Annotated in this window: 3 protein-coding genes; 2 read left to right on the top strand and 1 reads right to left on the bottom strand. The window is 69.5% G+C overall.

Features of this window, described 5'->3' with window-relative positions:
* Positions 1 to 237: 237 nt before the first annotated feature.
* The gene (locus OG509_RS42405) at positions 238 to 1,374 is read right to left on the bottom strand and encodes a pentapeptide repeat-containing protein (RefSeq protein WP_331740795.1); all 1,137 of its coding nucleotides are present in this window, start codon (positions 1,372 to 1,374) and stop codon (positions 238 to 240) included.
* A 222-nt stretch (positions 1,375 to 1,596) separates the two neighbouring features.
* On the opposite strand from OG509_RS42405, the gene OG509_RS42400 reads away from it, so the two are divergent.
* Complete coding sequence (locus OG509_RS42400; protein ID WP_331740792.1) at positions 1,597 to 1,887, top strand: hypothetical protein; 291 nt, start codon at positions 1,597 to 1,599, stop codon at positions 1,885 to 1,887.
* Positions 1,888 to 1,922: 35 nt separating this feature from the next.
* The gene (locus OG509_RS42395) at positions 1,923 to 14,315 is read left to right on the top strand and encodes a DEAD/DEAH box helicase family protein (protein ID WP_331740788.1); all 12,393 of its coding nucleotides are present in this window, start codon (positions 1,923 to 1,925) and stop codon (positions 14,313 to 14,315) included.
* Positions 14,316 to 14,551: the final 236 nt, after the last annotated feature.

Raw genomic sequence — 14,551 nt, 5'->3', positions numbered from 1 at the left:
GCGGTTATCTACCCCACCGTCGCGGACAGAAAGCCTCCTCGAACTTGTCCGCTGTGAACTGCACGTGCGGCGAGTCGAGATCCCCGGCCTGTGATGAGACCAGCCGTGTGACCCATACTGTCGGTCAACTTCATTGAGACTGATCAAACTACGGTGAGACGAGACAGCAGGGGCCAGAGGTCGCTGCCGCCGCGCTTGTGTCCTTTGTCAACGAATCCAGTCGTCGCGTCACCGAACTCAGTCGACGAGGCCATCCTGGAGACCGAAGGACGGCGGCATTACGAGCCAAGGCTTAGCCGTACTCTCGAACTGCTCCATCGTCACGTTCTCGGCATCACTGAGGTCAACGAGCGTGAGATCCGCGCCCTCCAGGTGAGCACCGGACAGGTTCGCGCCCCCCAATTGGGCCTCTGTGAGGTCCGCGCCCTCCAGGTGAGCACCGGACAGGTTCGTGAACATCAGGTTGGCGTTGATCAGGTTCGCGCCCTCCAGGTGAGCACCGGACAGGTCAAGCCGGAAGAGTTCGCCATGTCTGGGGCGTCGAACAAGTACGGTCAAGGCGGCCTGTACGTCGGCGGTCGGCTTGATCAAAGCCTGTTCCCTCCGTGAGACACGACGACGTGCCCGTTCGACCCGACGGCTGCCAGCAGACATGAGCTGGGGATCGGGTGTTGCGGCAAGGGACTGGCTTCGCCCGCGTTCTCGGAGGAAGGCAGCCAGCACCTCAACCACGGTCGACTGATCTTTGACCGAATCGCGCATGATCCGCTCCAGGGCGTAAATTCCGCCCACCCGGACCTCAAGTACGGGGGCGCCAAGCTGCTCGACTGCCTTGGTATAGCGGTCGGTGACATGCCCTTCCCGGGTCACTTGCAGAGTGCTGTGCGTGTAGTACAGACCGGCTACCACCAGCAGACCGGCCCCCAGTGCAACCAGGGCCGTCCGCAGCCCAGCAACCGTGGTTGCTTGCGCTGGTGTTAGTGCATCCGTCAAATAGTGGTCGTCCAGCCACCACGGGACGCGCCACATCACCACGACGAACAGGACCAACGCGCCCAGTACAGCAGCCGTAATCAAACATCTCCGTACCCACATCCGCTCCATGGCGACGAGCACACCCTGTCTCTCTAGTCGACCGAGCTTCGACACCCTCGTCAGTTGCTCTTCGTACCTGAGGATCACCCGGACGTCGTGATCGCCCTTTCGTTCTTTCGGAGCTTCACGGATGCCGTGCTGGCTTGGAGTATCCAGGGGCGCCGGAATCGAGCGACTGAGTTCGGTGACATGACGACTGGATTCGTTGACAAAGGACAGCTTGGTCCGCAACGCCGAGGCTCGGCCGTGAGGGACGATAGGCGAAGGGGCCTTGGCCATGCCCGGGGGCTTTCACCCCTGACGGTGATGACTCTCCGCCGGTCCAGGGAAAACGATCAGTAGCCCGTGACCTCGCCCTTGGCTCATCCGATGGACATCGATCACGTCCGCATCGGCGCGCGCCGTACGGCGGCGTGCGTTGACCGGGCAGCCGTCGGGGAGGATCTGTGAGCACCGAGAATGTGGAGCGGCCGCTCCGTACGGACGATGAGGGGATCGGCGATGGCGCAGTTGAGCAGGCACGGGCGGCTGGCGAGGTCGTACTGGGAGACGTACCGGCCGCAGGCCCTGGAGCAGTTGGGGACCCCCGAGGAGCGGGAGGCGCACTTCGTGCGCCTGGATCTGCGGGTGGGGGAGAAGATCGGGGCAGTGGCGCAGGAACTGATCTTGGAAGTTCCGGTGGGGGAGCGGGCGGCGGTCCGCAACGCGGTGCGGATGCAGGCGCAGGAGATCGTGTACGCCGAGGAGGTGTTCCTGCCCAAGGAGCCGGGGACGGAGCACCGCGAGATGTAGTCGGGCCGAGGTTCCGCCCGGCTGGCCAGCAGGACTTGGCTCCATCGCATCTTGGTGAGCGCGCGTACGCGAACATCGAGGCTCTGAAGCTGGTCCAGCAGCTGGAGCGTGAAGGCCGTGCAGTGACGGCCGAGGAGCAGGCTGCCTTGGCCCGCTGGTCCGGCTGGGGGGCGCTGAAGCTGGTGTTCGCGGCGCGACCGCAGGATCCCGGGCCGGAGGCGGACCGGGAAACGCGTCGGGCTGGGGCCCGTTGGCTTGCACTCGAACCGGTCCGAGCCCAGGTCCGCTCGCTGCTGTCCGACACAGAGTGGGCCGATGCCCGCCGCAACCTGCTGAACGCCCACTACACCGATGCCGGCCTGGTCGAGGCGGTGTGGGATGGAGTCCGGCGGATGGGCTTCGACGGCGGACACGTGCTGGAGCCGACGTCAGGCAGCGGCAATTACATCGGCCTGGCCCCCCAGGACACCGCCGTACCCATCCGGATGACGGGCGTCGAGGTCGAGGCCAACACCGCAGCCATTTCGCGGCACCTGTACCCGGACGCTGACATCATCACCGCCCCGTTCGAGGACGTGCACCTGCCAGACGGCGCCTTCGACGCCGTCGTCGGCAACATCCCCTTCGGCCGCTATAGCAGGTACGACAAGGTCCACAACGCCGATCTGGCGCTGTCGATTCACGACCACTTCGTCCTGAAGTCGCTGGCGGCCACGCGTCCGGGCGGCATCGTCGCCCTGATCACCTCGCGATTCACCATGGACGGGAAGGACACCAGCCCCCGCGAGCGGCTGTACGAACTCGGGGACTTGGTGGGTGCGGTCCGCCTCCCCTTGGGGGCCCACCGGGAGGCGGCCGGCACGGATGTGGTCACCGACGTTGTCTTTCTGCGGCGCCGCATGCCGGGGGAGGAGCGCGGCGCCGACGGATGGCTGACGACGCGGGAGCTGGTCCTCGACGGCCACGAGGAGCCGGTACGGGTCAACCCGTACTTCCTGGACCACCCGGAGCATGTGGTGGGCGAGCTGCGGGCGCGGCTCGGCAAGTACGGTCCCGAGCCCACCGTCGCCGGCGAGCGCGACGCCGCCGCGGGCCTGACCGCGGCTACCGAGTCGATCGCGGCCCACGCCGCCGCCGTCGGCCTGACCGCGACGCCCTCCACCGTCCGGCCGACGGCCGTCGGGGACGGGGTGGTGTCGCTGAAGCAGGCGCTGACCGAGGGCTCGCTCGGGCTGGACGAGCTGGGCAACCCGACGATCGTGGAAGACGGCAGCATCGTCCCTCTCGACGTCCACTCCGAGCAGCACGGCCGCCTGGTCCAGCTCATCAGCCTCAAGGCCCATGCCCTCGCCCTCTACAAGGCGGAGAGCGCCACTGCCGAGGCGGGGGAGACGGCGGAGCTCGCCGAGCTTCGGACCGTACTGCGCGAGGCCTACCAGGCCTACCGCAGGAAGAATCCGCCGCTGACGAAGCCGGGCCAGTTCCGCATCTTCACGCCGAAGGAGGCCAAGGAGCGCGCCGCCCGGCTGGGGCTGGCGAAGGTCCCGGACGAGTGGAAGTCCCGAACCGCCTACGGGCTCATCGACGATGACCCCGACGCCGATGTGCTGTTCGGCCTGGAGGAGTGGGACGAGCGCACCGCGTCCGGCGTCGAGCAGGCGGTGCTGCACACCCGGGTCCTGGAGCCCCGGGTGCTGCCCACGACGGCGGCCACCCCCGAGGACGCCTTCGCCCTGGCCCTGGAGTGGGACGGCGGCCGGCTGGACATGCTTCGGGTCGCGAGCCTGCTCGGTGTCACCGAGAACGAGGCCGCCGTCCAGATCAGCCACCTCGCGTTCCGGGATCCGGCGCAGGCCGGCTTCTGGGAGCCCCGCCACCGCTACCTGTCGGGCAACGTCCGCGAGAAGCTGGAGCAGGCCCGCGAGGCCGCGACGGAGGATCCCTCCTACATCGGCAACGTCGCGGCGCTGGAGAAGGTCCAGCCCGAGGACCTCACCCCTGCCGAGATCAAGGCGAAGTGCGGCGCCCCGTGGATTCCGGTCCAGGACTACGAGGCCTTCCTGCGTCATCTGGGTTTCGAGCATGCCGAGGTGAGGCACGCGGGCGGTACCACTTGGGAGGTCCGTGGGGCGCACATCGGCGACCTGGCCCGCTCGGAGTGGGGCACCCCCGAGCGCCCCGCGCAGGAGCTGATGCTGGCGATCCTGCGCCAGGCCGACTCGACCATCCAGGTCACCTATAGGGACCAGGACGGCAAGATCCACGTCAACCAGGTGGCCACGGACGCTGCGCGGGAGAAGGCGCGGCTGATCGTCCAGGCCTTCGACGACTGGATCTGGGCGGACTCGGAGCGGGCCGAGCGCCTTGCGGGGATCTACAACACCACGTTCAACAGCCTGGTCCTCCCGGAGTACGACAAGGCGCCGCTGACGCTGCCGGGCATGAGCACGCTGTGGCAGCGGCGCCTGCGGGATCACCAGAACGCGGCGGTGCGCCGGATCGTGTCCGAGCCGACCGCGCTGTTGGCCCATGTGGTCGGCGCGGGCAAGACGGCCACGATGGTGGCCGGCGCGATGGAGCTGCGCCGCACGGGGCTGGCGAAGAAGCCGATGATCGTGGTCCCCAACCACATGCTCAAGCAGGTCACCCGGGAGTTCCGCGAGATCTACCCGGACCGTGAGCGGGTCAAGTTGCTGGCGATCAGCGCGAGTGACCTGAACAAGAAGCGGCGGGCCAAGTTCCTCGCACGGATCGCGGGCGGCGACTGGGATGCCGTGATCTTCACGCACGAGGCGTTCAACGTGGCCCCGCTGCGGCCGGAGACCATGCAGGCCTACCTCGACCGCGAGATGGCGAGCTTGCGCGCGCAGCTCGATGCCGCCCGTGAGGCAGGCATGCACGACAAGACGATCACGGACATCGAGACGAGCCTGGCCAACGCCGAGGCCCGCCTGCAGAAGCAGATCGACGAGTCGTCCGACGGGGCCGGGATGTGCCTGGAGGACACCGGCATCGACTACGTGATGGTCGACGAAGCGCACCAGTACAAGAATTTGCGGACGATCTCGGCGATCCCCGGGGCCGGTATCCAGGGCTCCGCCAAGGCGACCAAGCTGCACATGCTGCTGGACTACCTGCGCGAGTACAACGGCCACAACCGTGTCGCGACCCTCGCCACCGGCACCCCGATCGCGAACAGCGTGACCGAGGCCTACGTCCTCAAGCGCTACCTGGGCCCCGAACTCCTGGAGCGGATGGGCCTGGAGAACTTCGACAGCTGGGCCGCGACCTTCGGCGAGGTCGTCTCCTCCCTGGAGCCCGATGCCAAGGGCGACGGCTACAAGTACAAGGCGCGCTTCGCCCGCTTCTTCAACGTGCCCGAGCTGATGACCGCGTACAGGGCCTTCGCCGACGTGCAGATGGCCGAGGACCTCAACCTCCCCGTTCCCCCAGTCCTGGCCGGCCCCGACGGCCAGCGCGGCGAGCCCATCCACTTCGCCGTCACCGGCTCACAACGCCAGTTCATCAAGGAACTGCCCCGCCAGGAGTGGGTAAGGAAGCCCGGAGGCGTCCTCAAAGCCTTGGGGCTCGGGCTGCGGGCCAGCCTCGACATGCGCCTGGTGGGCGGTGAAGAGGGTGAGGGCAGCAAGCTGGAGTACGCCGCCGAGCAGATCATGCAGGTCTGGGAGCAGACCAAGGACGTCGTCTACCCCACCTCGAAGACCGACCCCACACCGCAGCCGGTACCCGGCGGACTTCAGCTCGTCTTCTGCGACGAGGGCACCCCCGGCTCCAGCGCCGAGCATCCCGTAGACCTGTACGACTCCCTGCGCGAGCACCTCATCGCCGCGGGCATGCCCCGCGAGGAGATCCGCTTCATCCACGAGGCGTCCACGGACAAGAAGAAGGAGCGCCTCTTCGCGGACTGCCGCGCCGGCCGCGTCGCCGTGCTCATCGGCAGCACCGAGAAGATGGGCACCGGCACCAACATCCAGGACAGGGCGACCGCGCTCCACCACCTGTCCTACCCGTGGCGGCCCGCCGACATGGCCCAGCGGGACGGCCGCATCGAGCGGCAAGGCAACCTCAACGACCCGAGCATCCCCGACACCCCCGACCACGTCCGCCTCTTCTACTACGTCACCAGCGGCAGCTTCGACGAGTTCCGTCTCAACGCCCTGGCCCGCAAGGCCCGCTTCATCTCCCAGATCCAGCGCCGCGATTTCAACCTGCGCGAGATCGAGGATATCGGCGAGGAAGCACTCAACCTCGGAATGCTCTCCGCGCTCGCCTCCGGCGACCCCGCGATCCTCCAGCTCGCCGAAGCCACCGCAGAACGCGCCCGCATGCAGGGCCTCGCCCGCGCCTGGGACCGCCAGCAAGACGGCCGCCTCCAGCTCGCCAAGGACCTGGACGACTACCTCCAGCGCGCAGCCCCCTGCCTGGAAGGGATGCGCGCGGCCATGCCCAACCGCCGCCCGACCGGCGGCGACGCCTTCGCCATCACCATCGACGGCCGCACCCTGCGCAGCCGCGACACCGCGGCCGCCACCCTCGGAGCCCGCATGGTCGCCCTCGCCCGCGACCCCAGCCTCAGCCCCGGCCAGCGCGTCCCCGTCGGCACCCTGGGCGGACAGGACTTCCACGGCGAAATCTCCTACGACGCCGGCGGCCGCCGCCAGCTCAAGCTCCGCTTCGCCTGGGGCCACGTCGTCCCCGTCGGCCACCGCGACGACCGCGCGCAGTGGCAGTGCTCGGCCGTCAACGAGTCCAACGGCCGCGGCGCGATCGTCTCCCTGGAGAACTTCCTCACCAAGCTCCCGGACGACGCCGAGAAACTCGAACGCGAAATCCACAACCAGCAAGGCCACAGGGCTGACGCCGCGGCGAACTTCCGCACCTACGAGGACAACCCGTACCGGATCGCGGCCCGCTCCAAGGAGATGGAGGAGAAGCTCCTCAGCAAGCTCGTCATCGTCAACGAGAAGAAGGCCAACCTGGAGGAGGAGTCCGGACCCACGCCCACCGGCGACGCCGCCGAGAAGCTCGCTGAGCTCCGGGCAGAAGCCGACCGGCTGCGATCCCTCATCGCCGACGAGCATGCCATCCAGCAGCAGGCGACGGATTCGACCGCCCAGGAGCCATCGACCACCCCCGCACGGAGCACCGCGGCTCCCGGGGAGCTGCTGCTGCTCGGCGACGGCCCGGACACCCTGATGCCCGAGGCCGCCTCATCCGTCACCGCCGGACCTGCGGCCAAGGAACCCGCCACCCTGGGGGACAGCGCCGAGGAGCCGGAGCCCGCCGCGCCGGCCACGAGCAGCTCGCCCGACGCACCGGCACCTGTTGCGCCGTCCGCAGCCGACGGTCCGCTCCCGGACGGTCAGGTCCAGCCGGACCCCACCGGGCCCGGAGCCACGTCCGTGGTGGACCCGTGGGAGACCGCCGTGCGCGAGCTGACGGCGGGCGGACTCCTGGACGAGCGAGTCATCACCTGGGCGAGGTCCAACGACGTCACCAACCTCGCGATCCCCCTGATCAAGTGGGTGGGCAACCACCTCAGCGACCGCTGGGACGACCTGGACATGGACGACTGGCCCGAGTGGGCCAGGCAGTACTTCCAGGTTTCCCCGGAGACCCGCAGGGCAGTGGTGGCGCGAGTCGCCGAAGCCGTCCACGCAGCGGTCCACGACCCGCAGGCCGACCCGCCTCCTGTTCCCGAAGCCCCGGAGCCGGACCCCGTACTCGCGCAGATCATCGACAAGGACATCGCGGCGATGGCCGGAGCGGGATGGACAGAAGTGGTGCGCCCCTTCGGCAGCCAGGCGGAGGCCACGTTCGAGCAGAACCGGGTCCAGACCGTCTACGAGCACTGGGCGGCGACTCAGACAGCACTGCCGATGCTGGTGGACGCCGAGGGCGTGCTGGCCGACGAGGCTCCCGGATACACCAATCCCGCCGGCCTGGTCGCCTCATGGCACCACCGCAGCCGCGTCGCGGCGGCGACTGCAGGCCCCACAGGCGGCGGGATGGTTGCCGAGCAGTTCGAGGGCCTGGCGCAGGCCGCTCACCGCGCCGACACCTACCTGGCGGAAAACAACGCGTACGCCCGCGAGGAGGACCGGGCGCTGCTCCTGCAGATCGCGGACGTCGCGCACCGGTACGCGCAGCGCCTGACCGCCACCTTGGACTTCCTGGCGCAGCAGCGGGAAAGCGAACGTCAGGAGAGCCAGGCCTCCGTACGCATGGACGAGGTCCGTGCCCTGGAGAGCGCCATGGAGTACCTCCGCGACCAGGGCGCCGACTTCCGTATGGACCGGCGGAACACCACCTTCACGGACCGCGAGGCCGCCGGAACCGAAGTGCGGGACAGCCTTCTCAGGGTCATGCGGGAGGCCGCTGAGCTGCCTCCCGAGAAGCAGAACCTCGACCCCGACTCCCGCATCCTGTACGCCAACATTCGGGGCATTCCGCTGTACGTCGGCTTCGACAGCCTCGGCGCGTCCAATGCGCAGGTCGTGCTGGGCTTCGATCAGCTTCCGGTGCTGGACAGGGAAAGCCTCACCGCCGCCGAGCTGGAGGCGATGAGCCCGCAGACGCTGATCAACCGGATTGACGGCATGCTTGCTCTCGACGTTCTGGGCGCGGTCCGGGACCGTGAACTCGCAGCACTCCAAGACCTTCTTGCCGCCGGAGCGCAGGGTCAGACCGTCCCCGTCGAACCGCAAACCGGCCCGGCGCCGGAAGGGGCATCGGCCCCCGAGCCACAGAAAGCGGAGCCCGCGCAGGCAACCGCGGCCGCCGAAGAGGTACCGCTTCGCGCGGCCGTGGACAGCGCGTCGGCAGACCCCGAGGTCGAGGCGGTCCGGCGGGTGTGGCTGCAGTCGCAGGACTGGTGGGTCAAGGCCGCTGCTGAAGGACGCAGTGGCCAACGGCTGCACATGGCGGCGACGCCCGGCTACGTCCTGGTCGAGCGGACCTCGAAGATCGCCGAGGGCTGGGAAGTCGTGCCGGCCAACGGCCACCGGCTCAAGAGCGTCTCCTACGCCGGCATCGCGGAATGGGAGCCCGGCGAGCGCGAGCACGCCGAGGCGTTCGCCGCCGAGCTGGACCAGGCGCTGCGTGCGCAGGACGGCTCAGCGTTCGTCTGGCCGGTGCCGCGGAAGTGGCGCTCGGCCGAGGGCTACAAGATGGACCGCGCCCTCGCCGAAGTCCGGGCCGCCTGCGACCGCGAGCGCGGCATCGACAGCAGCCCCGGCATCAACCAGGCCGCCATCCTCGCCGACCGGGACGCTGAGGCACACGCCGCAGCAGAAGAGAAGAAGGCTGCCGCCCAGGCGAAGCGGGATGCCGCCAAGGCTGCCAGGAAGGCCGCGACCCTCGAAGCCGCTGCGACCCCGGCCGCCACACGGGCGCAGAACACCAGCCCCGAGAACCTCGAACCCGCCACGGCACCGACCGGCGACACCGGGCCGACTCCGGACGTCCCCACGGCCGGTACACCGCAGCCCGCCCCCGAGGACAACGACACGGTTGGCGAGGAACGGGACGAGATCGCCGAACAGGTCGACGCGGGCGAACAACTCGACGTGATCACCCCCGAGGGTCCCGGCCGGCTCGTGTCCCTGAACGGCGACGTCGCGCTCGTCGACACCGAGGCCGTCGGCGCCCGGATCTACCACCGGTCGGAGCTCTACCGGCCAGGCCAGCCGGACGCATCCCTGATCAACCCGGCCGACTTGGAACGGCGAAGGCAGAACGAAGCGGACGCGGCCCAGGCCGCCACCCCTGCAGGCATCGTCATGCGCTACCCGTACCGGCGGCGCCTGCGCGACCTGGACGTCGAGGCCGGCCACGGCACCATTGCGGAGAACATGGTCGTGGACTGGGACGGCAACGTCCACGAGCCCGGTGAGGTCATCGGCTGGGTCCGCGCCCGGATCGGCGACGACGGCAAACGCTACTGGTGGGGACAGGACGCCGCCGGAGGACCACCCGACGACATGCCCTTCCACGAGCAGCTGCCGGCGAAGTCCGGACTGCCCGCCCTGAGAGCCGCCGGAAACGTGAACACCGACAGGAAGCCCAGCTCCATGGTCGGCCACACTCGGCCGATCACCCCGCCGTACGCGGTCCGCGAGATTAAGTTGACCACGGCTCAGGTCGCCTTGCTGCGCACCCTGCCTCTCGTGGGGACCTACCCGGACGGCTCCGAGCTGCCGACGCCGCCGTGGGCCGGCGACCACCGCCGCTACGTGATGAGCGTGGCCCAGATGCAGGCACTGCGCCTCGCAGCCGAGGCCGCCGCCGATGCCGTCGACACGACCACCGCTGTCGGTCGGCGCTCCCGCAAGGTGCTGCTCAACGCCGCCGACAAGCTGCACTTCGAGGAGTATGAGACGGCCCGGCGCCGCGCGTCGATCCCGCCGATCGGCGAGCTGGACCCCTACGCCGGGCCCTACACACCGCCGCCACCTCGTGCGGACCCTGAGCCCGTAGAGGAGGCCCCGTCTCCGGTCGAGGCGGACGACGCCGTGCTCGGCAAGGAGAAGCTGGCTTCCGCCCGCGCACTCCAACCGGCCGCCCCTGTTGAGCAGACCCCGCCGAAGGAGCCGATCACCCCGTCCCAGGAGGCAGCCGTGGACAAGCAGGACGAGGACCGGGCCGAACTCCCTGGTCTGGAGGACGTAGACAGCGACAGCACCCGGAGTGCGCCTGCCGACGTACCGGCCCAGCCCCGTGACGAGCACGCGCCGACAGCACCCGGCCACAGCCCCACGGAGCCCGACACCCCCGAGAGCCCACCCGTCGCGGAATCCACACCGGCCCCCGAAGCGGCCGGTGCACCCGGCACCACCGCCTCCGGGTACGCGCCGCAGGACCGTGTTTTCCACGACGCCATGCGCTACGTCGTGGAATCCGTATCGCCGGACGGCACCAGCATCCGCACCATCACCGGCCAGGACCTCCCGGCCGCCGAGGTCGTGGCCGAGGCCGACATGCCACCGGTCACCACCGAAGACCTCGCCGACGGTTGGTGGAGGTACACCTACGAGGGCCGCTCCTACACCGCGACCACTCTGCCGCCCGATCTGGCCCGGACACATCCGCGCTCAGTGCTCAACACCGTCATCGTCGACGAGTACGGCCAGCTGGTGGGACGCGCCTTCGGCCGCCCGCACGAGACCGCCATCATCTGGGCCGATGCCCACCCCGGCGTGCCTCACCCGCACGTCGCCGAGTGGCTCGGCAGCGCGCCCACCCCCTGGCCCGACCACACACCGGCCGAGATCGCGCACGTCGCCGCAGGCCCTCCACCACCGGAAGCCGACCTCTCCGACGAAGAGCCCGCCCGGCAGTCCGCCGTCTCCGGTGAACCGGGCGAACAGTCCGCAGACCGCCTGACCGCCAGTACGCAGTCTGAGACGCCTCCCGTACCAGACACCCAGACACCGGCCACCGAGAGCCAGCCCGACGGTCCGCAAGACGACCCTGTTGGGACCGACACCGGCCACGTGCCTGGCGCCGACGGCATCGACAGCCGCAACAACGCGGAGGAGCACGACATGACGGCGACGCCTGACACCGGATCCGCCGCCCCCGATGTGGAGGATCCGCCGGCGCCCGTGCAGTACATCGAGACCACTGCCCTCGCAGATCCGGAGTTCGAGCTGCGGCTGTACGGCTGGGACGGCCAGCCGCCGGAGTTCGGCGAGCTGCTCTACCGGGAAACCGGCATCGCCGCCGTGCGACCGAGCCAGGGCGGAGGATGGTTCGCCCGCCTGTCCGCAGAAGGCCTTCCCGGCGATGTCACCTCACTGGTCGCGACCCCGCTCCAGGCGGCACACGAAGGAGCCGTCTACTTCTCGTCGCTCACCGCGGTCCCGTACGGGGATCCGATCCCCGGCGCACAACCAGAGGGCCGACTGTCCCGAGCCGACGTGGTCCGCAGGGCCTTCCGCGACACCGCGAGCATGCACCGCGACCTGATCGCGACCGCGTCGGCGAGGGCCTGGCCCACGGCCTACGGGAGCAACCCTCAGCTCCAGCACTTGGTCGAGCGGCTCTTTGGGATGCAAAGCGCCGTAGTCGACGCGGCGGGCGCGCGCCGGATGGCAGCAGACCTGGAAGCGGTCGAACAGGCCGCCACGGTGCTCCGCGGCACCCTGTCCGAGGACCCGGGAAGTGCAGAGCGCCAGCACATGGGCTACCGCATCGCCCACCTCCTCTACGACACCAACCGCCTCCGGGACCACCTGCGCGCGGCCCTGGAGGCCACGCGTGCCGAACGCGAACAGGAGCAGGCCCCAAGTGCCGACCGCGACGTAGCCGTCGAGCCGGCCGTCGCATTCCCCGGGCCAGCGGAACCACAGCCGGAGCCAGACACGCCGCCGGACCCGGAAACAGAGCTGGAAGCGGATGTGCCCGAACCCCCGCAGGAGCAGTACGTCCGCACGACAGCTCTCGACGAAGACGCGCGGTTCAGCCTGCGCTTGTCGGGCGAGGTCGGTCAGGACCCGGACTACGGTGAGGTTCTCGAAGGAGGCGTCGAGTTCGCCATCGTGCGCTACTCGGCCGCCGGAGGCTGGTACGGGCAAATCACCGACCCGGCTGCCGACCTCGACGTCACCCCGCCGGTCGCCACCCCCGAGGAAGCCGCGCACCACAGCGCGATCCTCTACTCGATCGGCAACGTCGATGCATACGGGGCGGCGCCCGTCCCCGCGCAGGACACCGAAACAGCGACCCGCGCGGACGTCGTACGATCCGAGATGGCAGCCCTGGCGGCCCGGCACCGCAACGCGGTCACCGAAGCGGCGGCGCGAGCTTGGCCGGCGACGTACGAACAGGATCACCACCTGCAGGCCGTCACCGACGCGCTCGCGGGCCTCGCATCCGCGCCCCACGAGGCGCTGTACGCGAATCAGATGGAAGACCGCCTCAACGCGGTGGACGCGGCGGCCATGACATGGGTCTCCTACCTGCCCGCCACACCTGGGCCTGAGCGGCAGCACATGATGTTTCCGCTGGCCTACCTAGCCCGCGATGCCCGCCGCCTGGAGGCGCGCCTCCAGGCCACGGCCGCGGCAGTCCGCGAGGAGCGGGAGGCTCTTCGACAGGCCGTCATCCCGGAGGTCGAGCCCGCGGCTGCCAAGGACGTCCAGGTGGAAGAGCCGTCGCACAGTACCGCCGTGGCCGAACCCGAGGAGATGGCTGACCAGCAGCAGAGTGCCAAGGCCAGCGAGACGGTGACTGCCACACCTGACCAGGACCTGAGTACCAGCGTTCAGTCCGAACCGATCGCTCCGCAGCCGATCCCTGCCGTACCCGAACCGGCACGGGACCTATCGGTCCCCGTCGACGACCGTCCCGAGGCCGAAGCCGAAGCCGACCCGGTACCGATGCCGTCCCCCGAGGAGTCGGCAGAATCGGCCGTTTCACCGAACGTTGCGGAATACATCTCCACCTCTCCCGTGCCGGCAGGCGATGAGCGGGACGAGGTAGGACCGGAGCAGCCCGCCGCCGCCCCGCCGAGCGTCTCGGAGCCTGCGCCGGTGGAGCCGGCCGGGGAAGTCATCCCCCAGGCGGACCTTCCCTTGTGGACCGGGCCCGATCCCGACGATTTCACCTCCTACGAGCCCGACGTCGCCGACACGGATCTCCTCAGCGACATCAGCGCACTCCAGGACGCATGGGAGGCCGCGGTTCTGGCCAACGGAGGCGTCGCTCACGACCTCCGGGAAGCGCTCCACGACGAGCTGACCGCCCTGGAACAGGCGCTTGACGGACCCGAGACCATCCAGCCCGTGGTTCCTGCCCCTGAGGAGAACGCGGCAGGGAGCGGACGGCTTGGAGACGACGCACCTGGAACGGCCGCTGATCAGGACGCCGCTGCCGTCAACAGGGCCCTCGCCGCAGCGGACCAGCACCAGGACGCACTGCACACGACGCCCGAGTGGCAGGACATCCAGACCGTGCGTGGTGCGGCCCGGAACCTGCGGCAAGCCATCGCGCGCCAGACCGGCGCCCACTTCGAGAAGATCATGGGCGACGGCCGCGTGCAGGCCTGGTGGAAGAAGACCTCCATCCGGATCTGCGAGCGCATCGCCAAGCTGGCGACGCGCGCGGCCGACCGCCTACGCGGTCACGAACCGGATCCGGCCACCTGCATGGACAGACTCCACGAGGCCGCCGACCGCTACGGGCGATCTGCCGCTCCTCGGCGCGAGGACGAATCCGAACTCCAGAAGCGCATGCGCAAGCTGGGCGAGGGCCTGGCCGCCTCGCAAGTGAAGGTCAACGCTGCGAGGTCCCGCTCGACCACCGTCCGAAAGCCGCCGAAGCCCAGGGGCGCCCCGGCCGACCAGCCGGGACACCTGCGCCGGACAGCGGCTGATCCCAAGCGCGGACCCCGGCCGGGACGCTAGATCTGGGCCCGGCCGCGATACCGCGGTCGGGCCCATCAAGATCGGCCGTAGAGGCAGCCGAGATGCCGTCGGCGCGGTAGGTGCATGATCGGACGGATAGGGCCTAACTGAGACCGCTTCCTAAGCCTTACCTGTGATCATCCAGTGCCAACGGCTGCCATCGACCACGGTGCCGAACTCTTCGGCTACGCACCAGCCAGCCATCCATCGTCCGCCGCCGTGGTGCTTAGCGTGAC

The organism is Streptomyces sp. NBC_01006, assembly GCF_045162725.1.
GTDB lineage: Bacteria > Actinomycetota > Actinomycetes > Streptomycetales > Streptomycetaceae > Streptomyces.
This window is presented reverse-complemented; position numbering and strand designations above follow the sequence as displayed.